Annotated in this window: 25 protein-coding genes; 12 read left to right on the top strand and 13 right to left on the bottom strand. The window is 72.8% G+C overall.

Annotation, left to right across the window (positions count from 1 at the left end):
• The first annotated feature begins 155 nt into the window (after positions 1–155).
• Entirely contained in the window at positions 156–953 is a 798-nt protein-coding gene (locus AC3ET3_RS27585; RefSeq protein ID WP_432138286.1) for an HAD family acid phosphatase, read from the top strand.
• Here the strand turns inward: AC3ET3_RS27585 and AC3ET3_RS27580 are convergent.
• From AC3ET3_RS27580 to AC3ET3_RS27545, 8 genes are all read right to left on the bottom strand, one after another.
• On the bottom strand, positions 946–3150 hold the full coding sequence (locus AC3ET3_RS27580; protein WP_435613063.1) for a glycoside hydrolase family 43 protein: 2205 nt from the start codon (positions 3148–3150) through the stop codon (positions 946–948). The genes AC3ET3_RS27585 and AC3ET3_RS27580 overlap by 8 nt on opposite strands.
• Positions 3151–3395: 245 nt before the next feature.
• Positions 3396–4268 (bottom strand): hypothetical protein, encoded by an 873-nt coding sequence (locus tag AC3ET3_RS27575; protein WP_432138284.1) that lies wholly within the window; start codon positions 4266–4268, stop codon positions 3396–3398.
• Positions 4265–4831, bottom strand: a complete 567-nt coding sequence (locus tag AC3ET3_RS27570; RefSeq protein ID WP_432138283.1) for a SigE family RNA polymerase sigma factor — start codon at positions 4829–4831, stop codon at positions 4265–4267. The genes AC3ET3_RS27575 and AC3ET3_RS27570 overlap by 4 nt, the downstream gene beginning before the upstream one ends.
• A gap of 110 nt (positions 4832–4941) precedes the next feature.
• Entirely contained in the window at positions 4942–5613 is a 672-nt protein-coding gene (locus AC3ET3_RS27565; RefSeq protein WP_432138282.1) for a response regulator transcription factor, read from the bottom strand.
• On the bottom strand, positions 5610–6863 hold the full coding sequence (locus tag AC3ET3_RS27560; protein WP_432138281.1) for a sensor histidine kinase: 1254 nt from the start codon (positions 6861–6863) through the stop codon (positions 5610–5612). Before AC3ET3_RS27560 ends, AC3ET3_RS27565 begins: the two co-directional genes overlap by 4 nt.
• Positions 6864–6868: 5 nt before the next feature.
• The gene (locus AC3ET3_RS27555; protein WP_432138280.1) at positions 6869–7867 is read right to left on the bottom strand and encodes a hypothetical protein; all 999 of its coding nucleotides are present in this window, start codon (positions 7865–7867) and stop codon (positions 6869–6871) included.
• A gap of 146 nt (positions 7868–8013) precedes the next feature.
• Positions 8014–8481, bottom strand: coding sequence for a GNAT family N-acetyltransferase (locus AC3ET3_RS27550; protein ID WP_432138279.1), 468 nt, complete (start codon positions 8479–8481; stop codon positions 8014–8016).
• A 2-nt stretch (positions 8482–8483) separates the two neighbouring features.
• Positions 8484–9257 (bottom strand): IclR family transcriptional regulator, encoded by a 774-nt coding sequence (locus tag AC3ET3_RS27545; RefSeq protein ID WP_432138278.1) that lies wholly within the window; start codon positions 9255–9257, stop codon positions 8484–8486.
• A 138-nt stretch (positions 9258–9395) separates the two neighbouring features.
• Between AC3ET3_RS27545 and AC3ET3_RS27540 the strand changes: the two genes are divergently transcribed.
• The 5 genes from AC3ET3_RS27540 (at position 9396) to AC3ET3_RS27520 (ending at position 14115) form a co-directional block, all read left to right on the top strand.
• Positions 9396–10925 carry an aldehyde dehydrogenase (NADP(+)) gene (locus AC3ET3_RS27540; RefSeq protein ID WP_432138277.1) on the top strand — a complete coding sequence of 510 codons (1530 nt, stop codon included), beginning with the start codon at positions 9396–9398 and terminating at the stop codon, positions 10923–10925.
• Positions 10926–10970: 45 nt separating this feature from the next.
• Positions 10971–11579 (top strand): DUF1349 domain-containing protein, encoded by a 609-nt coding sequence (locus tag AC3ET3_RS27535; protein ID WP_432138276.1) that lies wholly within the window; start codon positions 10971–10973, stop codon positions 11577–11579.
• Positions 11580–11635: 56 nt separating this feature from the next.
• A complete protein-coding gene (locus tag AC3ET3_RS27530; protein ID WP_435613062.1) occupies positions 11636–12160 on the top strand; it encodes a GNAT family N-acetyltransferase in 525 nt (174 codons plus the stop codon).
• A gap of 74 nt (positions 12161–12234) precedes the next feature.
• Positions 12235–12951: a DsbA family oxidoreductase gene (locus AC3ET3_RS27525; RefSeq protein ID WP_435613061.1), complete on the top strand. Its 717-nt coding sequence runs from the start codon at positions 12235–12237 to the stop codon at positions 12949–12951.
• A gap of 99 nt (positions 12952–13050) precedes the next feature.
• A complete protein-coding gene (locus AC3ET3_RS27520) occupies positions 13051–14115 on the top strand; it encodes an aminotransferase class V-fold PLP-dependent enzyme (RefSeq protein ID WP_432138273.1) in 1065 nt (354 codons plus the stop codon).
• Positions 14116–14180: 65 nt separating this feature from the next.
• Here the strand turns inward: AC3ET3_RS27520 and thpD are convergent, their stop codons facing one another.
• The 5 genes from thpD to AC3ET3_RS27495 all read right to left on the bottom strand — a co-directional run bounded on the left by thpD (position 14181) and on the right by AC3ET3_RS27495 (position 18746).
• On the bottom strand, positions 14181–15059 hold the full coding sequence (gene thpD / locus AC3ET3_RS27515; protein WP_432138300.1) for an ectoine hydroxylase: 879 nt from the start codon (positions 15057–15059) through the stop codon (positions 14181–14183).
• A gap of 15 nt (positions 15060–15074) precedes the next feature.
• Positions 15075–15479 carry an ectoine synthase gene (locus AC3ET3_RS27510; protein ID WP_432138272.1) on the bottom strand — a complete coding sequence of 135 codons (405 nt, stop codon included), beginning with the start codon at positions 15477–15479 and terminating at the stop codon, positions 15075–15077.
• Positions 15480–15520: 41 nt separating this feature from the next.
• Complete coding sequence (ectB, locus tag AC3ET3_RS27505; protein ID WP_432138271.1) at positions 15521–16792, bottom strand: diaminobutyrate--2-oxoglutarate transaminase; 1272 nt, start codon at positions 16790–16792, stop codon at positions 15521–15523.
• Positions 16793–16806: 14 nt separating this feature from the next.
• Entirely contained in the window at positions 16807–17325 is a 519-nt protein-coding gene (gene ectA / locus AC3ET3_RS27500) for a diaminobutyrate acetyltransferase (protein ID WP_432138270.1), read from the bottom strand.
• Between the two features lie 320 nt (positions 17326–17645).
• Positions 17646–18746: a pyridoxal-phosphate-dependent aminotransferase family protein gene (locus tag AC3ET3_RS27495; protein ID WP_432138269.1), complete on the bottom strand. Its 1101-nt coding sequence runs from the start codon at positions 18744–18746 to the stop codon at positions 17646–17648.
• Positions 18747–18976: 230 nt separating this feature from the next.
• Between AC3ET3_RS27495 and AC3ET3_RS27490 the strand changes: the two genes are divergently transcribed.
• The 6 genes from AC3ET3_RS27490 to AC3ET3_RS27465 all read left to right on the top strand — a co-directional run bounded on the left by AC3ET3_RS27490 (position 18977) and on the right by AC3ET3_RS27465 (position 23937).
• Positions 18977–19822: a transporter substrate-binding domain-containing protein gene (locus AC3ET3_RS27490; protein WP_432138268.1), complete on the top strand. Its 846-nt coding sequence runs from the start codon at positions 18977–18979 to the stop codon at positions 19820–19822.
• Complete coding sequence (locus AC3ET3_RS27485) at positions 19819–20661, top strand: amino acid ABC transporter permease (RefSeq protein ID WP_432138267.1); 843 nt, start codon at positions 19819–19821, stop codon at positions 20659–20661. Before AC3ET3_RS27490 ends, AC3ET3_RS27485 begins: the two co-directional genes overlap by 4 nt.
• A complete protein-coding gene (locus AC3ET3_RS27480) occupies positions 20658–21470 on the top strand; it encodes an amino acid ABC transporter ATP-binding protein (RefSeq protein ID WP_432138266.1) in 813 nt (270 codons plus the stop codon). The genes AC3ET3_RS27485 and AC3ET3_RS27480 overlap by 4 nt, the downstream gene beginning before the upstream one ends.
• 10 nt (positions 21471–21480) lie before the next feature.
• Entirely contained in the window at positions 21481–22572 is a 1092-nt protein-coding gene (locus AC3ET3_RS27475) for an amidohydrolase family protein (RefSeq protein ID WP_432157616.1), read from the top strand.
• A gap of 208 nt (positions 22573–22780) precedes the next feature.
• Positions 22781–23692 (top strand): SCO1860 family LAETG-anchored protein, encoded by a 912-nt coding sequence (locus AC3ET3_RS27470; RefSeq protein WP_435613060.1) that lies wholly within the window; start codon positions 22781–22783, stop codon positions 23690–23692.
• Positions 23693–23748: 56 nt separating this feature from the next.
• On the top strand, positions 23749–23937 hold the full coding sequence (locus AC3ET3_RS27465; RefSeq protein ID WP_432138263.1) for a hypothetical protein: 189 nt from the start codon (positions 23749–23751) through the stop codon (positions 23935–23937).
• The last annotated feature ends 27 nt before the right edge of the window (positions 23938–23964 follow it).

Here is a 23964-nt window from a genome sequence, read left to right as displayed (position 1 = left end):
AGCGCGAACTGTCCGAGAAGCGACCCGAACCGACCGCGGACTGAGCCGTTCGGCGGGTGCGGGACCGAGGGTATTCCCCCGATCGGCCCAAGACCTGGTATCGATCGGGCAACGGATCTCGCGCCCGGAGGGGTGACGCGCGTAGAAAATCAGTCATGCAAAAGCCATCGCGCATCGCGGCCGTCGCTGCCGCCTGTGCCGTCGCCGGTGCCGCCCTCTACGGCGCCGGCGCCGCCACGGCCGGTCAGTCGACCGCGAACAGCACCCACGAGCCCTACAACATCGGGCTGCTGGTCAAGGACATCGACCGCTACTACGGCACCACCGAGGACGCCGACGGCGTGTACCAGGCGTCCCCGGACAGCCCGTACGCCAAGGACCTGGCCGCCATCGACGCCGCCGCCCGCAAGTACATCGACAAGGCGGCCCGCAAGGCGCACAAGCACGGGGAGAAGCCGGCCGTCGTCTTCGACATCGACGACACCCTGCTGCTCAGCCTCGACTACGAGAAGCGCTACAACTACACGTACAACCCCGCCACCTGGGCGGAGTACGTGAACCGGGCCGACCGCCCGGCCGTCTTCGGCAGCCCCGCCCTGGTCCGCTACGCCGAGGCGCGCGGTGTCGAGGTGTTCTACAACTCGGGCCTGGCCGAGGCGGAGCGCGCCGCGGCCGTCGAGAACCTGAAGAAGGTCGGCGCCGATGTGAACCTCGACGCCGGCCACATGTTCCTCAAGGACAAGGCGAACCCGCCGGCCTACCTGAGCGACTGCGCCGCCCCGGGTGCCTGGAAGTGCACCACCGTGGAGTACAAGTCGGGCACCCGTCGGCACATCGAGGACGACCTCGGGTACGAGATCATCGCCAACTTCGGCGACCAGTACTCGGACCTGCAGGGCGGCTACGCCGACCGCACCTACAAGCTGCCGAACCCGACGTACTTCGTCAGCTGAGCCCCCGCAGCGGGCGGATCGACTCCAGGGTCGGTACGACCGGCTGAAGGGTACCGTCCGCGGCGAACCACAGCCGGTCGACCGTCGTCTCCCGGTGGGTGCCGTCACCGCCCGGCCGCCCCGGCCCGTTCAGCGCGAACCGGTGGTAGACGACGTACCAGTCGTCGGTGCCGGGCACGTTGACCACGGAGTGGTGGCCGGTGCCGAGGACGCCGTACTCGGGACGCTTGGACAGGATCGTCCCCCGCCCGGTCCACGGGCCGAGCGGGGACGGTCCCGTCGCGTAGGCGACGTGGTAGTCCTCGCTGCGGGTGTCGTCCTCGGACCACATGAAGTAGTACGTCCCCTCGCGCTTGACGACGAAGGAACCCTCGCGGAAGCCCCGCGGGGTGATGTCCTTCACCGCCGCCGGGTCGTAGGACACCATGTCGTCGCCCAGCGGGACGACGTAGGCGTGGCCGTTGCCCCAGTAGAGGTAGGCCTGCCCGTCGTCGTCCGTGAAGACCGCCGGGTCGATCATCTGGCCGGGCAGCGGACCGCCCTTGGCCACCAGCGGCCGGCCCAGCGCGTCCTCGAAGGGACCGGCGGGGGAGTCGGCCACCGCCACTCCGATCTGCTGCTCGGCGCAGAAGTAGAACCAGTACTTCCCGTCGCGCTCGGCGATCGCCGGCGCCCACGCGTTCCGGTCGGCCCAGGACACGTCCGGCCCCAGGTCGAGGATCACTCCGTGGTCCTTCCAGTGGACCAGGTCCTTCGACGAGTAGGCGCTGAACCGCGTGCCGCTCCAGCCCGGGAAGCCGTCGGTGGTCGGGTAGATCCAGTACTCGCCGTCCAGATAGTGCACGTCCGGGTCGGCGTTCAGGCCCGGCAGGACCGGGCTGCGCGTGCGGACCGCCTCCACCGTCCAGGTCCGGGTGGCGCCGTCGGCGCCGGTGACGGTGTACGTCTGCGGCCTGCGGAAGTCGCGGCGGGTCCCGGAGGGCGGACTGACCGTCGCACCCTCCGCGGCCCACAACCGGGGCGCGAGGCGGGCGAGATCGGCGTGCGGCTCCATCGGGAGCACCACCTTCGACGCCGCCTCGGTGACGACGGCGTACCCCTTCTGGTGCCGCGCCGTCACGTCCACCAGCGAGGCGGGTGCGGCCGGGTACGCGGCGAGCAGCCGGTCGTACTCGCGCCGGGTCACCGGCAGGACGGTGCCGTGGCGCGGGCTGGCCGGCAGCTGGTAGTCGGCGGACATGGTCCACCGGCCGGAGTCGAGGTCGGTCGTCTCGAACGGGACGTAGCCCCGGCCGCCGTACTCGTCGATGAACAGGTACCACTTCTTCTCGGTGTTGGACCGGAACACCGTCGGCCCCTCACCGCGGCTGATCGAACCGCTGCCGACGCAGTCCGCGACGAAGTCGTACGAGGTGTCCGTCAGCGACGTGGACTTCTCGGCGGTGATGAACTTCGAGCAGGGGGAGTCCGAGGACGGGTTCCGCTCGTCCTTGGTGTAGCGGTAGTAGGTGCCCTGGTGCTGGACGACGGTGGAGTCGATGACCGAGTAGCCGGGGTCGTCCCAGACCTCGGGCGCGCTGAAGGTGCGGAAGTCCTTCGTCGTCGCGTACAGCATCCGGTTGTACGTCGAGCCCTTGTGGTCCGGGTCGTCCTGGGCGTAGAGCTTCGACGCCCAGAAGACGACGTACGCGCCGAGCGAGTCGTCCCAGTAGGCCTCCGGGGCCCAGGTGTTGCCCGCGGTGTCCGGTGAGACCCGCACCAGGCGCTGGTCGGTCCAGTGGACCAGGTCGGTGGACTCCCACACCATGATCGACTTGCTGCCGTGCCGCTGGACCTCGTCCCAGCTGCCGCTGGAGTTGCGGTACATGCGCAGGTCGGTGGCGATCAGGAAGAACCGGTCGCCCTTCGGGGAGCGGATGACGAACGGGTCGCGCAGGCCCTTCTCGCCGATGGTGGAGGTGAGCACCGGCCGGCCGGCGTTCAGCTCACGCCAGTGCAGCGGGTCGTTGCCCCGGCTCAGGGCGTAGCGGATCTGCTCGCCGTCGGCGGTGCCCTCGCCGGTGAAGTAGGCGAAGAGGTATCCGGCGTACTTCGGGTGGTTCACGGGCGGGGCTCCGGGGTGTGCGGCGCCGGGCGGGGCGGTCGACAGGCCGATGAGGAGAGCGAGACACACGAGCAGCAGGGCTCTGAGGCGCATGGGCCGTCCTGTGGGGGTGTGGGGGTTCCGGTTGACGCTTTCTGTCGGATGGTGCGCGCCTTGGGAGTGTCACCAGCGGGGAACGGGGCGTCAACCGGTGGGCGGGGGACGGCGGGCAGCGAAAGTTTCGCCCGGGTGCGGGGTCACGGGCCGAGGGGCGCGGACGGCCGCGCCCCTCGTGGACTCTTGCGCCTCGTGGTCGCCACCGGCGAGGAAGAGGCTGCCGGGACCTGCGGGCCGGTCTGCTACGCGTCCCCGTCGCCGGCGGCGTGGACCGTGAAGTCGCCGCCCACGGTCCGCAGGCCGTCGTCCGTGGTGCCGCTGATCGTGTACCGGTCGTCCCCGGCGTCCCGGCCGCCCCGCTCGTGGTCGTACTGGCCCGCGAACACCCACTCGCCCGCCGGGACGGTACGCCCCTGCCTGAGCACCCAGGTGTAGACGAGGAAGCCGTCGCGCTCGGCCACCGTCAGGGTGAAGTCGCCCTCGGGCAGGGAGCGCCAGGCGCCCGTGGAGGACACCCCGCCGGTCTGGGCGATCTTCAACTGCACGGTCAGCGCCGTCAGCCGCTGCGAGGCCCTCAGCGTCACGTTGCTCTGCGCCCAGAACTCGTTGCTGTGCGGGTCCACCGAACCGTTCGACCACAGCGGGCCGTTCTCCACGTCGTCGGTGTCCGGCAGCGCGTGCGGGGCGGCGGGGGTGGCGGGTGCGGTGGGCGTGGACGCCCCGGACGGTGTGCCGCTCGGGCGGTCCGGCCGCTCGGGGCCGGCCGTGTGCGGCGGAGCCTGCGGGGTGGCGGGCGGCCGGCCGGTGGCCTCCGGGGAAGCGGCCGGCGGGGGCGGCACGGCGACCTGCCGCTCCTGCGGGGCCGGTTCGCCGCGCACGGCCGAGGCGACCGCGTAGCCGCCGGCGGCGAGCATGCCCGCGACCGCCGCCGTGGCGCCGGCGATCCGCAGCCAGCCCCACACCGGGGGCCGCGTCGCCCGGTGGTCGGGGCGCCCCCGCTGCGCCATGCCCCGCCCGACGCGGGCCAGGATGTACTCCCGGTCCGGTTCGTGCGTCCCGGCCGCCTCCCGCAGCCGGGCGCGCAGCTCGTCGTGCACGTCCCGCTGCATGGTCATCGGTCCCTTCCTGCGGTCTCACGGGTACCTGCCATCGCGGCGCGCACCTGCCGCGGAACCGATGGCCGGCCGAGCAGCCGCTGCAACTCGGTCATGCCCTTCGAGGTCTGGCTCTTCACCGTACCCACCGAGACGCCGAGGGCCAGCGCGGTGTCCTTCTCGGAGAGGTCGAAGGCGTGCCGCAGCACCACACAGGCCCGCTTGCGGAACGGGAGCCTGCGCAGCGCCGACCGCACGTCGAGGACCCCCGCGACGTCCGGGTTCTCCGTCCTCTCCTCGCGCTGCGACCAGAACAGCGCGACGCGGCGCCGCTCGCGCACCGCGCTGCGGATGCGGGTGCGCGCCAGGTTGGCGACGACTCCGCGCGCGTAGGCCACCGGGTGGTCGGCCGCGCGCACCCGGTCCCAGCGGTGCCACAGCGCCAGCAGCGCGTCCGCCGCCAGATCGTCGGCGGCGTCCGGCTCTCCGGTCAGCAGATGGGCGAGACGCGAGAGTTCGGCGTAGTGGCGTTCGAAGAAGGCATGGAACTCCTCGGAGGCGGCGTCGTCGACGACTGTGCCCACGGGTGACCTCTCCTGCCCGATGAGTGACATGTGAATGCCATGTGGCCGTACGGTGTTTCGGACACTGTATGGCACTGCGAACCGAGGCCGGCCGCCCCGGGGCGGATCCGTCACCAGCCCTGGGAGCGCCCTCGCAGGAAGCCCGCTTCGTAGGCCGCGATCACCGCCTGGGTGCGGTCCCGGGCGCCGGTCTTCGCGAGCACCGCCGCCACATGGGTCTTCACCGTGGCGGGCCCGACGTCCATCCGCCCGGCGATCTCCGCGTTGGTCAGCCCGGCCGCCATCAGCCGCAGGACGTCGCTCTCCCGGCCCGTCAGCCGGCCGACCCAGGCCGGGGGTTCGCCGTACGCGCGCGCGTGCTCGTCGGCGAGCGCCCGCACGGCCGCCGGGAACAGCAGGGTGTCACTGCGCGCGACCAGCCGTACCGCCTGCACCAGCGCGTCGGCGTCGCAGCGCTTCAGCAGGAAGCCGGCGGCTCCGGCGCGCAGCGCCGCGTAGACGTACGAGTCGTTCTCGAAGGTGGTGACGACGACGACGCGGGGCGGCGCGTCGAGCGTGGCGAGGATCCGCTCGGTGGCGCGGATGCCGTCCACCTCCGGCATCCGCACGTCCATCAGGACGACGTCGGGCCGCAGTTCGCGCACGACGGACACCGCCTCGGCCCCGTTCGCCGCCTCGCCCGCCACCTCCAGGTCCGGCTCGGCGGACAGGATGGCGCGCAGCGCGGTGCGGACCATGCGTTCGTCGTCGGCGACGACGACCCTGATCGGCGGACGGGTCATGCGGTTCCCTCCAACGGCAGGCGGACGGACAGCCGCCACATGTCATCGACGGGCCCCGCCCGCGACGAGCCCCCCAGCAGGCGCACGCGGTCGGCGACGCCCCGCAGGCCGTGGCCGCCGCCCGGGCGGCACCCCTGCCGTCCGGGGAGGGGATTCTCCACGTCGATCAGCAGCCGCCCGTCGGCGACCCCGATCCGCAGCGCCACCGTCCCCCGGCCGCCGCCGTGCCTGAGGGCGTTGCTCAGCCCCTCCTGCACGATCCGGTACGCCTCGCGGGACAGGACCGGCGGCAGGGCGGTGGTGTCGGTGCCGACCGAGGCCGTCACCCGCAGCCCGCCCGCCCGGGTGCGCCGCAGCAGGCCCTCCAGATCGGCCGCGAGGGTCGGCGCGGGTGCCGTCCCGGGCGCGTCCCCGTCCCGCAACACGCCCAGCACCGCGTCCAGTTCACCGACCGTGCGGCGCGTGGTCTCCTCGATGGCGGCGAGCGCCTCCCGCGCGAACTCCGGGTCGCTGTCCAACACTCGGCGGGCCGCGCTGGCCTGCAGCATCACCGCGCTGAGGGCGTGGCCGACCGAGTCGTGCAGCTCCCGGGCGAGCCGGTTGCGCACGGCCAGGTCGGCGGCGCGCGCCTCGGCCGCCGCCAGCCGGTCCTCGGGCCCCGGGCCGAGCAGCACCGGCGCCGAGCGGGCCAGCAGCGCCCCGGCACCGGCCGCGCACGCCGCCAGCCCCACCAGCGCGGCCAGGCCCGCCACCGGAGCCGCCGCCGACGCCCAGGCGTGGTCGAAGACCGCCGGCATGCCCATGCGGGTGCCCGCGAGCCGGGACACCACCGGCAGCACGATCAGCACCACCGCGAACGGCGGTACCGCGAGCGACATCCCGGCGACGATGCCGCCCAGCCCCAGGTGCAGCGTAAAGAAGGCCGCCGTGCGCCTCCGCGCGGCGCGGCTGCGTGCCGGCCCCCGCGCCAGCCCGTCCGGGTCGAGGCCGCACAGGGCGCGCACCGCCCCGGCCTCCAGCGACCGGGCCGGCGGGAACAGTGCCGCGGTGAGCGCGGCCATCGGCAGTGCGAGGGCGAACGAGGCGAGCTGCAGGGAGAGGTCGTTGAACAGATACCGCGAGTTCGTCGCCGGCCCGACGATCAGAGAGCCGACGAGGAAGTACGGCATGGCGAGCGCCCCGCCGAGGATCAGATGGACCCAGCGCCGGCGCGCCCGTCCCCCGAACAGCGTCCCCGCGGCGGTCCTCACGCGGTTCACCGGCCGCGGTCCGCCGACCGCGCGGTGAGCAGACCGACGCCGAGCCGGGCCACGAGAACCCCGGTGACCATCTCGGCCGCGTGCACGAGGTCCATCCACCCCGTGGGCCGGTCGGCGGCGTCCTGGACGCCCGGTAGCGAGGCCAGCACCAGCCAGCCCGCCCAGCAGGTGGTGGCCGCGGAGCCGACCCAGGTGAGCGCGAGGGGCACCTTCACCGGGAGGAGGGAGGCGCGGCGCAGGACCGGCAGGCAGGCACCGGCGACGGCCGCGAGGAGGAACAGCAGGTAGACGGTCTCCATGGTGCGGAACGTGCTCGTACGGTCGTCGGCCAGGCCCTCGGCGAGGCCGGCCGTGCCGCCGCTCGCCCACAGGACGTGGGCGGTCAGGGGGAGCAGGGCGACGGCGGCGGCGAGCCCGGCCGGTCGCCGGTGGGCGCGGCCGGACACGGCCGGCGGCAGGTCCCGCACCCGGCCCCGCCACAGGTGTCCCCAGCGTTGCCGGGCGTACCCCGTGAACAGCGTGCCCAGGGCGAGCCCCTGCAGGATGAAGGCGCCGTAGACCACCCCGAACACCCAGGGGTCCAGGAACGGTTCCCGTCCCTCGCCGTGCGTGGCGGTCGTCCCGCCGAGCGCCCCGACGACCAGGAGCACCGGGTACCCCGCCATGATCGGGGCGAGCAGTCCGGTGGCCACCCAGGCGGGGAACACCGGCAGCCACGCGGGTGTCCGCACTCCCCAGGGCCGGGTGAACATCAGCGCCAGCACGATCACGGCGGCGTCCATGGCCACGGTGACACCGTTGGCGACCGCCATCGTGGCCCGGTGCTCCAGCAGCGGACTGCCGTCCGGGATGCCGATCCGGCTCCCCGCGATCCACGCGGTCTTCAGGCCGAGATACGGCACGCAGGCGGCGACGGCGACGGCGCGCAGGAAACGGCGGGTCCGGTCGGACGCGGCGGCGGGTGCCACCGGCCGGGGGGCGAGTGACTGCGTCATGCCCCCACACTCCCGCGCGGCCCGCTCACGCCGCCTCCTGCCCGCCGGTGATTTCTCTCCGCCGCGCGGGGGAGGGCTGGTCCTCCGGTCGTCTCCCGCCGCACGGGGGAAGGGCTCGGCCTCCGGCCGTCCCGGGGGCGGCCGGCTCAGCCCTCCAGGACGAGCACCGTCTCCTCGATCTCCGTGCCGCGCGCCTGCGCGAAGCCGTGCGCCCGCGCCGTCTCCCGGAAGCCGCACTTGTCCAGCACCCGCAGGGAGCCGGAGTTGTCGGCCGCCGCGCGCGCGTACAGCGGGCGTTCGGGGACCTCGGCGAGCAGGGCGCGCAGGGCGGCCGTGGCGATACCGCGCCCCCAGTAGGCGCGGTCGACCCAGAAGGCGACCTCGCGCTCACCCGGTTCGCCGTACACGGACGCGTTGCCGACGACATCGCCGTCGGCCAGCACCGTCCGCACCAGTGCGATCGACCTGTTGTGGCGCCAGTACGCGTCGAAGGCCTCCCGGTCGGAGGGGTCCTTCGGGGTGAAGGCGGCCATCCGCAGCGCCTCGGGGTCGTTCATCTGCCGGTAGAAGACCGGCAGATCGCTGTCGTGGACCTCGCGCAGGGTGATCTGCATGCTCAGAGCCTACGCGTCGCCAGTGTCAGCCGGTCGCGGGCGTCGAACAGGGCGTCCTTGACCATCTGCTCGTGCGCCGGGGTCAGCCGTGCCACCGGAACCGAGCAGCTGATGGCGTCGCGGGCCGGGGTGCGGTAGGGGATCGCCGTGCCGAAGCAGCGCAGACCGAGGGTGTTCTCCTCGCGGTCGACGGCGAAGCCCTGCTCGCGGACCTGGCGCAGCTCCTCGATGAGCTGCTCGCGGTCGGTGATGGTGTTCTCGGTGAGCGCCGGCAGCGTCTCGGGGAGCATCTTGCGCACCTGCTCGTCGCTGTAGGTGGCGAGGATCGCCTTGCCGAGCGAGGTGGAGTGGGCGGGCAGCCGGCGGCCGACCCGGGTGAAGGGGCGCAGGTAGTGCTGGGACTGGCGGGTGGCGAGATAGACGACGTTGGTGCCGTCCAGCCGGGCCAGGTGGATCGTCTCGGTGGTGTCGTCGGAGAGCCGGTCCAGCGTGGGCCGGGCGGCCGCGACCACCTCGTCGCCGTCGATGTAGGAGGTGCCGACCAGCAGCGCCCGCACCCCGATGCCGTACCGCGTCCCGGTCGCGTCGGTCTCCACCCAGCCCAGCTCCACCAGGGTGCGCAGCAGCATGTAGAGGCTGGACTTCGGATACCCGACGGCCTCCTGGACCGCCGCGAGGGAGTGCATACCGGGGCGTCCGGCGAAGTATTCGAGCAGCTCGACCGTCCGTACCGCGGACTTGACCTGCGCACCGCCCCCCGTCTCGCCAGCCGACATCGCCTGTGACCCCTTCGTTCGACGAGAAGCTGAAGTTATAGTCTCCAACAGCACATTCACCATCAGGGACAGTGTTCAGTATATCGAACAGATACAGGCCCTGGTGGGTGACCCGGATACACGTGGAGGGAACCCGCGGTGGCAGCAGCACCAGTCTGGAGTGTCGACCCCCGAACCGGGAAGCAGCGGGAACAGGTCGCGGTCGAGGCCACCGCCCAGGAGGTGGACGACGCCGTCCGGGCCGCGCACGACGCGCGCGGCCCGCTGGCCGACCGCACCGTTCGCGCGGCCTTCCTGCGCGCCGCCGCCGACGCCCTGGAGGCGGCCCGGGACGGCCTGGTGGAGACCGCCGACGCCGAGACCGCGCTCGGTCCCGTCCGGCTGACCGGCGAGCTCGCCCGCACCTGCTACCAGCTGCGGGCCTTCGCGGACATCGTCGACGAGGGCGCCTTCCTCGACGTGGTCATCGACCACCCCGACGACACCGCCACCCCGCCGGTCCCCGACCTGCGCCGCTACAAGGTGCCGCTCGGCGTCGTCGCCGTCTACTCGGCGTCCAACTTCCCCTTCGCCTTCTCCGTCGCCGGCGGCGACACCGCGAGCGCGCTGGCGGCCGGCTGCCCGGTCGTGGTCAAGGCGCACCCCGACCATCCGGGGCTGTCCGAGCTGGTCGCGAAGGTGCTGCGGCGGGCCGCCGCCGAGCACGGCGTCCCCGAGGGCGTGGTCGGGCTGGTGCACGGCTTCGACGCCGGTCTCGAACTGATCCGGCACCCGCTGGTCGCCGCGGCCGGCTTCACCGGGTCGGTCAAGGGCGGCCGGGCGCTGTTCGACGCCGCCGCCGCCCGCCCGGTGCCGATCCCCTTCCACGGCGAGCTGGGCTCGCTCAACCCGGTGGTGGTCACCGAGGCCGCCGCCGCCGAGCGGGCCGAGGCCATCGGGACCGGCCTCGCCGGTTCGATGACCCTCGGCGTCGGCCAGTTCTGCGTCAAGCCCGGCCTGGTCCTGGTGCCGTCCGGCGCGGCCGGCGACGGCCTGCTCAAGTCGCTCACCGACGCGGTCAGCGACACCGACGCGGGCGTCCTCCTCGACCACCGCATGCGGGACAACTTCGTCGCCGGTGTCGCCGAGCGCGCGGGCCTGGACGGCGTGGAGTCGCCGGTGACGCCGGGGGCGGGCGGCGAGCACACCGTGAGCGCCGGCTTCCTGACCGTGCCGGCCGCCCGGCTGGCCGAGGAGGGCGAGCACGACCTGCTGCTGGAGGAGTGCTTCGGACCGGTCACCGTCGTCGTCCGCTACGAGGACGAGACCGAGGTCAAGGCCGTGCTGTCACGCCTGCCGGGCAACCTCACGGCGACCGTGCAGCTCTCCGAGGAGGAGGCGGCCGGCGAGGGGCGGGGCGCGGAACTCCTGACCGAGCTGACGCCGCTGGCCGGCCGGGTCCTGGTGAACGGCTGGCCGACCGGCGTGGCCGTGGCACCCGCCCAGCACCACGGCGGTCCGTACCCGGCGACCACGTCGACGTCCACCTCCGTCGGCGGCACGGCCGTCGAGCGGTGGCTGCGGCCGGTCGTCTACCAGAACGCCCCGCAGGCGCTGCTGCCCGCCGAACTGCGCGACGAGAACGAGCTGGGGCTGCCCCGCCGCTTCAACGGCCGCCTGGAACGCTGAACTCCCCGGGCCCGCACGGAAGGAAAGAGCTGGGAGACTGGCGCGATGGACGTCGAGATTCCTGAACTCCCGTTCCCGCTGCGTACGTACGGGCCCGACGGCCACTGGAGCTACGAGGACGGTGTGCTCAGCGGCTGGGCCGGGGCGCGCCAGGACCGGTTCGTGCCGCCCACCGGTGAGGCGCTGGACCCCGCATCCGACGCGCCCCGGCTGCTCGGGGCGCCCGAGGGCGACTTCCAGCTGATCGCCCGGGTCACCGTGGGCTTCAACGCCTCGTTCGACGCGGGTGTGCTCTACGTCCACGTCGGCGACCGGGCCTGGGCCAAGCTGTGCCTGGAGTACTCCCCGGATGTGCCCACCGTCTGCACGGTGGTCACCCGGGGCCACTCCGACGACGCCAACTCCTTCACCGTGGACGGCAGCTCGGTGTGGCTGCGGGTCAGCCGGACCGGCCGGGCGTTCGCCTTCCACGCCTCCCGGGACGGCCGGCGCTGGGTGTTCGTCCGGCTGTTCACCCTCGGCGACGAGAAGGAGACGGGCGCCGCCCTGGTGGGCTTCCTGTCGCAGTCGCCGATGGGGGAGGGCTGCGTGGTCACCTACGACCACATCGAGTTCCGCGGCGCCTGGCCGGACGACCTGCGCGACGGCCGCTGACCCGGTACGGGGACCGGTACCGGAACCGGTGCCCGGCCCGGCACGTCTTCGACGGCATGATCAACGACCCCGCGGCCGGCGACCCCGCGGCCGGCGACCACGCGACCGGAGTCCGGGTGATCCGCACCGCCCTAGTGGCGGAGGCGGACGCCCTCGCGGCACTGCACCGGCGCGCGCGGTCGACGTACTACCCGGACGGCCTCCCGGACGACGGCATCGACTGGCCCGCCGCCTGGCGCACCGCCCTGCGGCGCCCCGACGGACAGGTGCTGTGCGCCGTCGAGGACGGCCGGCTCGCCGCGCTGGCCTCCTTCCGCACCCCCGAGGGGGCGGGCCCGGAGACGGTCAAGCTGTACCAGTTCCACGTCGACCCCGACCACTGGCGCTCCGGTATCGGTACGGCCCTGCACGCGGCCTGCGTGGAGCAGTGGCGGGCCGAGGGACGGCACACCGCCGTGCTCGACGTGCACGCCGGCAACCGGGGCGCGCAGGCCTTCTACAGCCGGATGGGCTGGGCCGGCCCGCCGCCGCGCGGTGGCGAGCACCACATCGGGCTGCGGTTCTCCGTGCCCCGGGAATGACCCCGGCTGCTTGAACGTTCATCCACTCGGCGGAGGGAGTCTCCGTCACCGTACGAGCTGGAGAGAGCCGAGACATGCGCGTCGAGATCTGGAGCGACATCGCCTGCCCGTGGTGCTACGTGGGCAAGGCCCGCTTCGAGAAGGCGCTCGCGGCCTTCCCGCACCGCGACCGGGTCGAGGTGGTGCACCGCTCCTTCGAGCTGGACCCGGGCCGCGCCAAGGACGACGTCCAGCCCGTGCTCACCATGCTCAGCAGGAAGTACGGCATGAGCGAGGCGCAGGCCCAGGCCGGCGAGGACAACCTCGGCGCCCAGGCCGCCGCCGAGGGCCTGGCCTACCGCACCCGCGGCCGTGACCACGGCAACACCTTCGACCTGCACCGACTGCTGCGCTTCGCCAAGGAGCAGGGCCGTCAGGACGAGCTGATCCAGCTTCTGTACCGGGCCAACTTCGCCGAGGAGCGCTCCCTGTTCACCGAGGGCGACGAGCGGATCGTCGAGCTGGCCGCCGAGGCGGGCCTGGACGCCGACGCCGCCCGCGCGGTGCTCGCCGACCCGGAACGCTACGCCGACGAGGTCCGCGCCGACGAGCGCGAGGCCGCGCAGCTCGGCGCGACCGGTGTGCCCTTCTTCGTCCTCGACCGCGCCTACGGCGTCTCCGGCGCCCAGCCCGCCGAGGTCTTCAGCCAGGCCCTCACCCAGGCGTGGGGCGACCGGTCGCCGCTCACCGTGATCGACCAGGACGACGCGCAGGCCTGCGGGGCCGACGGCTGCGCCGTACCGCAGCACTGAGCGAAAGCGCAGGTCACCGGGCTCGTATAAGCACTGCTTAGATGATCCGGGCAAAAAATCGCAATGGACTGACAGATGCTCGGGGCTCACAGTGGAGCCATGGAGACCACGGAGAGCTTCGAGAGTCTTGTCCGCGCCGAGTTCGCCCCGAAGAGCACCTTCCTGAACACCGCGAGCAACGGCCTGCTGCCGGCCCGCACCGTAGCCGCCCTGCACGAGGCGGCGCTGCTGCGGGCCGAGGGCCGGCCGGCGGGCCCGCTGTACGACGAGGTGGAGCGCTGCCGGGCCGCCTACGCCCGGCTGGCCGGGGTACCGGCCGGACGGGTCGCCCTGGGGTCCTCGGTCGCCGCGCACACCGGTCTGATCGCCGCCTCGCTGCCGTCCGGAGCCGAGGTCCTCACCGTGGAGGGCGACTTCACCTCCGTGCTCAACCCGTTCCACGTCCGCGGCGATCTCAAGGTCCGCGCGGTCCCGCTGGAGCGGCTCGCCGAGTCGGTGCGCCCCGGCACGGCGCTCGTCGCGGTGAGCGCCACCCAGTCCGCCGACGGCCGCAACGCCGATCTGACCGCCCTGCGCGAGGCGGCCCGCGCCCACGGTGCCCGCACCTACGTCGACTACTCGCAGTCGGCCGGCTGGCTGCCGATGGACTCCGCCGCCGAGCACGACTTCACGGCCTCGGTCTCGTACAAGTGGCTGCTCGGCCCGCACGGCGCCGCGTTCCTCGTCGTCCCCGAGGACTTCGGCGGGCTGACGCCGCTGCTGGCCGGCTGGGTCGCGGGCGAGGTCCCCTGGGACAGCTGCTACGGCCCGGTCACCGACCTCGCCCGGTCCGCACGGCGCTTCGACCTCTCCCCGTCGCTGTTCGCCCACGCCGGGCTGCGGACCTCGCTGGAACTCCTGGAGGAGCTGGGCGTGGCCGCCGTGCACGCCCACGACCTGGCCCTCGCCGACCGGTTCCGCGCGGGGCTGGCCGGTCTCGGCCACGAGCCGGTGCCGGCGCCGGGTTCGGCGATCGTCTCCGTGCCGGGGCTCGGCCACCGCCAGCCGGAGCTGAGCGAGGCGGGCATCGAGGTCTCCGACCGGGCGGGCAACCTGCGTGCGTCCTTCCACCTCTACAACACGGCCGCCGACGTGGACCGCCTGCTGGACGTGCTCTCCGGCTGAACGGACGGCGGCGGGCCGGGGCCCCCGTCCCACGGGAAGGCCCCGGCCCGCCGGTCCGCCGCCGGCTACCGCACGGGCGTGAAGTCCCGGGCGCCGATGAACTCCGGGCGGCGGATGGGCGCCGCGAACGGCTCCACCGCGGCGTTCTCCACGCTGTTGAACACGATGAACACGTTGCTGCGCGGGAACGGCGTGATGTTGTCGCCGGAGCCGTGCATGGCGTTGCAGTCGAACCAGGTCGCCGACCCGGCCCGGCCGGTGAACAGCCGGATGCCGTACTGGCTCGCCATCGCCGTCAGCGCCTCGTCCGAGGGCGTGCCCGCGTCCTGCATCTGCAGCGACTTCTTGTAATTGTCCTCGGGCGTGGCACCGGCGCAGCCCAGGAACGTCCTGTGCGAGCCGGGCATGATCATCAGCCCGCCGTTGGTGTCGTAGTTCTCGGTCAGCGCGATCGAGACGGACACCGTCCGCATGTTCGGCAGGCCGTCCTCGGCGTGCCAGGTCTCGAAGTCCGAGTGCCAGTAGAAGCCACTGGCACCGAACCCGGGCTTGACGTTGATCCGCGACTGGTGGACGTACACGTCCGAGCCGAGGATCTGCCGGGCCCGCCCGACGACCCGCTCGTCGCGCACCAGGTTCGCGAACACCTCGCTGATCCGGTGCACCTCGAAGACCGAGCGGATCTCCTTGGACTTCGGCTCGATGATGGAGCGCTCGTTCGCCCGGATCTCCGGGTCGGCGACGAGCCGCTCCAGCTCGCGCCGGTAGACGGCGACCTCGTCGTCCGTGATGAGCTGGTCGATGGCGAGGAAGCCGTCACGCTCGTAGGACTGCAGGTCGGTCGTGGTAATCGGCCCGGGCGCGTCCGGAGCGCCCCACACGACCGGGTCCTGGCGGGGAACCGACACTTCGGTGGCGCCACGGCTGGGGTACAGGTCGGTCATCGTCGTCACGATGTCTCACACCTCCTCGGGCTCGGTGAGCAGCGGGTACACGCCGTTCTCGTCGTGGTCCTCCCGGCCGGTGACCGGCGGGTTGAACACGCAGAGGCAGCGGAAGTCCTCCTTGACGCGCAGCGTGTGCCGCTCGTGCCCGTCGAGGAGGTACATGGTGCCGGGAGTGATGGAGTACGTCGTCCCGGTCTCGTGGTCGGTGAGTTCGGCCTCGCCCTCGACGCACACCACGGCCTCGACGTGGTTGGCGTACCACATGGACGTCTCGGTGCCGGCGTAGAGGATCGTCTCGTGCAGGGAGAAACCGACTCTCTCCTTGGCGAGGACGATGCGTTTGCTCTCCCAGGTGCCGGACGCCGCTTTCACGTGCCGGTCGGTGCCTTCGATGTCCTTGAACGAACGGACGATCACGGTGGTGCGATGCCTCCTAGGTGGTGACGGTCTCAGGCGTGTCAGGCGGTCTCACGGACGGCCCGGGCGAGAACGCTCAGGCCCTCGTCCAGCTCGTCCGCGGTGACGGTCAGGGCGGGCAGCAGCTTGACCACCTCGCTCTGCGGGCCGGACGTCTCGATGAGCAGGCCCAGGTCGAAGGCGCGCCGCGCCACCCGGTCGGCGCGCGCCTTGTCGTGGAACTCCAGGCCCCACACCAGCCCGCGGCCGCGGTACTCCTTGATGTCGGCGAGGTTCTCCTCGCAGATCGCGATGAGCGCCTGCTCGACCTGCTCGCCGCGCTCCCGGGTCTGCTTCTCCATCGCCGAGCCGTCGGCCCAGTACGTCTCCAGCGCGGCGGTGGCGGTGACGAACGCGGGGTTGTTGCCGCGGAAGGTGCCGTTGTGCTCGCCCGGCTCCCACAGGTCCAGCTCGGGCTTGAACAGGCACAGCGACATCGGCAGGCCGTAGCCGCTGATGGACTTGGAGACGGTCACGATGTCGGGGACGATGCCGGCCTCCTCGAAGGAGAAGAAGGCCCCGGTGCGTCCGCATCCCATCTGGATGTCGTCGACGATCAGCAGCATGTCCTGCCGCTCGCACAGTTCCTTGAGCGCGCGCAGCCATTCGGGCCGGGCGACGTTGATGCCGCCCTCGCCCTGCACGGTCTCCACGATCACCGCGGCCGGCTTGTTCAGACCGGAGCCCTGGTCCTCCAGCAGCCGCTCGAACCACAGGAAGTCCGGCACCTGGCCGTCGAGGTAGTTGTCGAACGGCATCGGGGTGCCGTGCACCAGCGGGATGCCGGCGCCGGCCCGCTTGAAGGCGTTGCCGGTGACGGCGAGGGAGCCCAGCGACATGCCGTGGAAGGCGTTGGTGAAGGAGACGATCGCCTCCCGGCCCTTCGCCTTGCGGGCCAGCTTGAGCGCGGACTCCACGGCGTTGGTGCCCGTCGGGCCGGGGAACATGACCTTGTAGGGCAGGTCACGCGGGCGCAGCACCAGGTCCTGGAAGGTCTGCAGGAAGGACCGTTTGGCGGTGGTGGACATGTCCAGGCCGTGGGTGACGCCGTCCCGGGACAGGTAGTCGATCAGCGCCCGTTTCAGCACGGGGTTGTTGTGGCCGTAGTTGAGGGAGCCGGCGCCGGCGAAGAAGTCGAGGTAGGCGTGTCCGTCCTCGTCGTACATCCGGCTGCCCTGGGCGCGGTCGAAGACGGCGGGCCAGCCGCGGCAGTAGCTGCGCACCTCGGACTCCAGGGTCTCGAAGACGCTCAGATCGGGCTGGGTGATGGTCACGACGAAATCGCTCCTCAATGCGACTGGGGGGTCAACGGGCCGATGCGATACAGGACTTCGGGGTCGTGCGGTCCGTCCGGGAACAGTTCGGTGCCGAACAGGACCTCGCGGGTGACCAGCGCGCCGTGGCGGGCGGCGAAGGAGGTGAACAGCCGCTCGGAGGCGGTGTTGCCGGGCGTGATGGTGGTCTCCACCGAGTCGATGCCCCGCTCGGCGGCGAGCCGTGCGACCAGCCCGTCCAGCAGGGCACCGGCCAGTCCCCGGCCGCGTTGCGCGGCGTCGACGGCCACCTGCCAGACGAGCAGGGTGCGCGGGGCGTCCGGCCGAAGGAACCCGGTGACGAAGCCGACGGGCCGCCCGCCGTCCTCCTCGCGGGCCACCGCAGAGGTGCCGGCGAAGTCCCGGCACCACAGCAGATAGCTGTACGAAGAGTTCAGGTCGAGCTTTCCGGATTCCTTGGCGATGCGCCACAGGTCGGCTCCGTCCGTCACCGACGGACGGTCAATGCGCAGGTCTGCTTGTGCGGCAGTCATGCGAATTGAATTTACCGAGAGAAATTCTGAATTGCACGGCCACGTGCTCTTACATGCTGGGCCGGTCTGTGTTATCACGCGTGCGTGGGGGAGTGCGCGGACGGCGGCGATATCCCGATATGCACGGGACAAAAGGTGCGAAGCGGACGCAATGTGGAACGCGTCACATAGTTGAAACAACCATGGGATGCGTCCGGAACGCGTCGATCCGCGTTCCTCAAATCTTAGTGTTTAGCCTCGGCGAAAGCGGGCAGAAGAAAACGGGGAGCTACCCGCCTGAATAATTACGGAATTGCATCGAATTATAGGCGGAGGATTAATTACCGCCAAGCGTTCTCGGCGGCCCGCAGCGCCCCCGGCACATCGACGTCCCGCCCCCGTTCCGCCAGGGCTGCGCCCAGCGCCGTCAGCGCGGCGCGCACCGCCCCCGGGGTGGCGTCCGGACCGTAGTGGTTGACCCGGACCATCTCCTCCGCGAGCGCCCCGCCCCCGGCGGCCACCGGCAGCGCGGGATCCGCCGCCAGCGCCCGGGCCACCAGCTCCGCGGCCGGCGCCCCGGCCGGGGCGCGCAGCGTGGTGGCCACCGGCGCCGCCTCCGCCGCCTCGCGCACGTACGGCTCCAGCCCGCCACCCAGCGCCACCGCGCCCGCCCGGGTGGCCGCCGCGGCGGACGCGTGCCGGGCCGTCACCGCGGCCAGGCCCGCCCGCTCGACGCGCTCCAGGCACGCCTCCAGCGCCAGCATCTCCCACTGCGCCGGCGCGTGCGGCAGCACCGCGCGCCCCCGGTCGATCCAGCGCTCCTTCCAGTCCAGCAGCGACAGATAGGAGCGGCGCGGGGCGTGCGGATTCGCCGCCATCCGCGCCCAGGCCCGCTCGCTCACCGAGACCGCCGACACCCCTGCCGGGCCGCCCAGCGCCTTCTGTGCCCCGATCACGCACAGGTCCACGCCCCACGCGTCCGGCTCCACCGGCTCGGCCCCCACCGACGCCACCGCGTCCAGGTAGAGCAGCGCACCGTGCTCCCGTGCGACCGAGCCGATCTCCGCCGCCGGGTTGGTGTTGCCGGTCGCCGCCTCCGCGTGCACCAGTGACACGAAGTCGATCTCCGGGTGCTCGGCGAACGCCTGCCGGACCTGCGCGGCCTTCACCGCCGTGTGGAAGGGCACCGCGAGGTCGATCACGGTGGCGCCGCAGTCGCGCAGCCAGTGGCCGAACGTCTGCCCGTAGGGGCCGGTGATCACGTTCAGCGCGGTCGTGCCCGGCCCGGCGGCCGCGCGGATCGCCCCCTCCAGCGGCAGCAGCGCCTCCCCCTGGGTGATCAGCACGTCCTGCCGGGTGCCGAGCAGCCGGGCCACCCGGTCCTCGATCGAGGCGAAGCGGGCGGCGTCCAGCGGGGCCGGGTCCAGGAAGGGGTGGGTCACGGCGGGGCTCTCCTCACGCGTACGAGCGGCGGTCCATCGAGCGTAGGGCCTCCCGTGGACGCCCCCGGGCCCGGCGCGGCCGGGCCCGGGAGCTCCCCGCGGCTCCACACTTCTCAGGTCGGCTGGGTCTCTACTTCTTAGGTCGGGTGGGTCTCTGGCCATCGGTTTGGTTTGAGATACCCAAACTCTTCCTTATAATCGGAACGCTCAGCCCCCTAGGGAAGGTCCCCATGAACACGCTCCTCGGGCGCCGCGCCCGCACCCTGGCCGCCCTCGCCGCGACGGCCGGCCTGGTCCTCCTGGCCGGCTGCACGTCGAGCGACGGCGGCGGCAGCGGCTCCAAGACCGCGGCCGGCGGGGTCGAGCTGGTCAAGGCCGGTCAGCTGACCACCTGCACCCACCTGCCCTACCCGCCCTTCCAGTCGGAGGTCGACGGCAAGGTCCAGGGCTTCGACGTCGCGCTGATCGACCTGGTCGCCGAGGACCTCGGCGTCGAGCAGAAGATCGTCGACACCCCGTTCGAGAACTTCAAGACCGGCGCGTTCCTCAACTCCGGCCAGTGCGACCTCGCCGCCGCCGGCATGACCATCACCGAGGAGCGCAAGAAGAACGTCGACTTCTCCGACCCGTACTTCGAGGCCACCCAGGCCGTCCTGGTCGACAAGAAGAGCGGCATCACCTCCTTCGCCGGCCTCAAGGGCAAGAAGGTCGGTGCCCAGGCCCAGACCACCGGCGAGGACTACGCCCGGAGCAAGGGCCTCGACCCGGTCTCCTTCGAGTCCTCCGACGCCGTCCTCAACGGCCTGCGCACCGGCCAGGTGCAGGCCGTCGTCATCGACTACCCGGTCGTCCAGGGCTGGCTGAAGGACACGGCGAACGCCACCGCCTTCGAGGTCGCCGAGCAGATCAACACCGGCGAGCAGTACGGCTTCACCGTCAAGAAGGGCAACGACAAGCTCCGCGAGGCCATCGACAAGGCCCTCGCCGGCGCCAAGGCCGACGGCACGTACCAGAAGCTCTACGAGCGGTGGATCGGCCCGTACGACCGGTCGGCCGCCTCCCCGTCCGCCTCGTGACCCGCCCGGACGCCGAGCTCGCCGCAGCCCGGCCGAAGAGGAAGGGTCTGACCCGGCGCCAGAAGCGCCGGGTCTCCCGCGGTGTCCAGTACGCCGTCTTCGTCGCCGGCGTCGCCGCCTTCGCGCTGCTCGCCGACTGGGGCCGGCTGCGGAACCAGTTCGCGCAGCAGGACATCGCGCGGCAGATGTTCCCCGACGTCATCACCCTCGCGCTGAAGAACACCGTCCTGTACACGGTGACCGGCTTCGCCGTCGGCCTCGCCCTCGGCATGGTCGTCGCCCTGATGCGGCTGTCCCCGGTCGGCCCCTACCGCTGGCTCGCCGGGATCTACATCGAGATCTTCCGCGGCCTGCCCGCCCTGCTGATCTTCATCTTCATCGGCGTCGCCGTCCCGCTGGCCTTCCCCGGCACCCAGATCGTCGGCGGCACCTACGGCAAGGTCGCCCTCGCGCTCGGCCTGGTCGCCGCCGCCTACATGGCCGAGACGATCCGCGCCGGCATCCAGGCCGTCCCCAAGGGGCAGATGGAGGCGGCCCGCTCGCTCGGCTTCTCACCGGCCCGCGCCATGGTCTCGATCATCCTCCCGCAGGCCTTCCGCATCATCCTGCCGCCGCTGACCAACGAACTCGTCCTGCTCTTCAAGGACTCCTCGCTGGTGCTCTTCCTCGGCGTCACCCTGGAGGAGCGCGAACTGTCCAAGTACGGCCGCGACCTGGCCAGCACGACCGCCAACTCCACACCGATCCTCGTCGCCGGCCTGTGCTACCTGCTGATCACGATCCCGCTCGGCTTCGTCGTGCGCCGCATGGAGGCCAAGGCCCAGGAGGCCGTCAAGTGACCGCACCCGACACCGGCGCCCGGCCCGAGATCCAGGTCCACGGGCTGCACAAGTCCTTCGGCGCCAACCACGTGCTGCGCGGCATCGACCTGGAGATCCGCCAGGGCGAGGTCGTCTGCGTCATCGGGCCCTCCGGCTCCGGCAAGTCCACGCTGCTGCGCTGCGTCAACCTGCTGGAGGAGCCCAGCGAGGGCCGGGTCGTCGTCGGCGGCACCGAACTCACCGACCCCGACGTCGACATCGACGCCGCGCGCCGCCGCATCGGCATGGTCTTCCAGCAGTTCAACCTCTTCCCGCACCTGACGGTGACCGAGAACCTCACCCTCCCGCAGCGCCGCGTCCTCGGGCGGGACAAGGCGAGCGCGGCGAAGGTGGCCGCCGAGAACCTGCGCCGGGTCGGCCTCGCCGAGAAGGCCGACGCCTACCCGTCCTCCCTCTCCGGCGGCCAGCAGCAGCGCGTCGCCATCGCCCGGGCCCTCGCGATGGGCCCCGAGGTGATGCTCTTCGACGAGCCGACCTCCGCGCTCGACCCGGAACTGGTCGGCGACGTCCTCGCCGTCATGCGCATGCTCGCCGACGAGGGCATGACCATGATGGTCGTCACCCACGAGATGACCTTCGCCCGAGAGGTCGCCGACCGCGTCGTCTTCATGGACGGCGGAGTGATCGTCGAGGACGGCGACCCCGCCCGGGTCATCGGTGCCCCCCGGCACGAACGAACCCGCCACTTCCTCTCCCGCCTCCTCGACCCGGCGATGGCGGACGTGGAGGACGAGACCACCGGCCGGGCCGGCGAAACGGCTGACTAAGGTTCGCTCCATGAGTGAACGCGCCGTGCTGCACGTGAAGGGCCGGATCCTGGCCGGACCCGAGGACATCCGGGACGAGCTGTGGGTCGTCGACGGGCGGATCTCCTACGACCGCCCCACCGGCGCCCGCGACGTCCGCACCGTCGCCGGCTGGGCGCTGCCCGGACTGGTCGACGCCCACTGCCACGTCGGCCTCGGCGCGCACGGCCCGGTCGACGCCGGCACCGCCGAGAAGCAGGCACTCACCGACCGGGACGCCGGCGCCCTCCTGCTGCGCGACGCGGGCTCGCCGTCCGACACCCGCTGGGTCGACGACCGCGAGGACCTGCCGAGGATCATCCGGGCCGGCCGGCACATCGCCCGCACCCGCCGCTACATCCGCGGCTACGCGCACGAGATCGAGCCCGAGGACCTCGTCGCCTACGTCGCCCAGGAGGCCCGGCGCGGCGACGGCTGGGTCAAGCTGGTCGGCGACTGGATCGACCGCGACCTCGGCGACCTCGCCCCCACCTGGCCGCGCGCGGCGGTCGAGGCGGCCATCGCCGAGGCCCACCGCCTCGGCGCCCGCGTCACCGCGCACTGCTTCGCGGAGGACTCCCTGAAGGACCTGGTGGAGTCCGGCATCGACTGCGTCGAACACGCCACCGGCCTCACCGAGGACCTGATCCCCCTGTTCGCCTCACGTGGCGTGGCGATCGTCCCCACCCTGGTCAACATCGCCACCTTCCCGCAGCTCGCCAAGGGCGGCGAGAGCAAGTTCCCGCGCTGGTCGGACCACATGCGCCGGCTCCACGCCCGCCGCTACGACACCGTGCGCTCCGCCTACGACGCCGGCATCCCGGTGTTCGTCGGCACCGACGCGGGCGGCAGCCTGCCGCACGGCCTGGTCGCCGCCGAGGTCGCCGAGCTGGTCACCGCCGGCCTCCCCGCCGTCGACGCCCTCGCGGCCACCACCTGGGCGGCCCGCGCCTGGCTCGGCCGTCCCGGCCTCGACGAGGGCGCGCCGGCGGACCTCGTGGTCTACGAGACCGATCCGCGCGCCGACGTGCGCGTGCTGTCGGCGCCGCGCCGCGTGGTGCTGCGCGGGCGGGTCGTCGCCTAGCGCGCGGACGGGGCGCCCGCGGGGCGCTTCGCGCCGGGTGCGGTGGCACCCGTACGGGGCGGCGCGGGAACGCCTGTGCCGGGGGATTCGAATGAATGGGCGGAAAGTCCCCGATGGGGTGAAGTGGTGGCGGATCGCTGACGGTACGGGTCCGGCGCGGTCAGTCTTGCCGGGTCCCGAGCCTGTCTCCCCCAGGGGGTCCCACACCGTGAACGGCACCACCTTCCGCACGCCCGCACGCCGCCTCGCGACCGTCGCCACGGCCACCGCCCTGGCCGCCGGTCCCGCGGTCCTGGCCACCCCGGGCGCGGCCCACGCGACCTCCGGCGAGGGCCGCGCGAGCGCCGTCGTCCTGCGCACCGGTCTCGACGTGTCGCTGCTGAACAAGACCGTCGAGGTGCCCCTCGCGGTCACCCTCGACGAGGTCCGGGCACCGGCCGACGCCAGGAGGACCGCGCTGACCGCCACCCTCGACGGGGTCGACGGCGGCCGTCCGTTCGAGGTGCTGCGCGCGGAGGTCGCCGAGGCCGAGGCCACGGCCGACGGGGACCGGGCCGAGGCGTCCACCCGGCTCACCCGCGCCCGGCTGCACGTCCCCGGCCTGCCGCTGCTGTCCGTCATCGAGGTCGACGCGGTCACCGCCAAGGCGGTCTGCGCGACCGGGCGGCGGCCGCTCGCCTCCGCCACGCTGCCCGGCTCGGTCACCGTCCTCGGCAAGCGCACCACCGTCACCGCCGGCGGCCCCACGGTCGTCAAGGTGCCCGGCGTGGGCGAGGTCCGCCTCGACCTGGCCCGCCGCGAGACCACCTCCCGCACGGCCGCCGCGACCGCCCTCGAACTCTCCCTCAGCATCGACCCGCTGAACCTGAACGTGGCCCGGGTCGAGGGCACCGTCACCCTGGCCCGCGCCACCTGCGAGACCCCCGCGGCCCCGCAGTCCTCTGCCACCCCGGCCGGCTCCGGTGGCGTCGAGCCCCAGGGCGCACCGGCGGGGAGCGTCGAGGCCGACCTCGCCGAGACGGGCGGCAGTTCCCTGACCCCCTACATCGCGGGCGGCGCGCTGGCCCTGCTGGTGGCGGGAGGGGCCGCGGTCCTGCTGGGCCGCCGGGGACGAGGCTGACGGGGCTTGCGGGGCGGATCGGGCCTGCGGGGTGGCGGGCCCGGCGGGGCGGCGGCGTGACGGCGCACGCGGACGGCTCGCTCCGCTTCCGGGTCGACGGAACCCCGTACGTGCCCGCCGAGGCGTTCCTGAGCGGCAGCAGCCAGGGCAAGCCGATCCTGAAGCCGTCCCCGGGCCGGGCGGGCAGCGCGGCGCACCGCAACTGGGTCGCCGACAGGACGCCCGGTACGGAGGCGGGCGGGTAGGAGCACCGCCGGGTGCTCCCGCCCGGT

The sequence above is a fragment of the Streptomyces sp. bgisy159 genome (genome assembly GCF_057707805.1).
The sequence above is the reverse complement of the archived record's forward strand: the minus strand, read 5'-3'. Positions and strand labels throughout refer to the sequence as shown.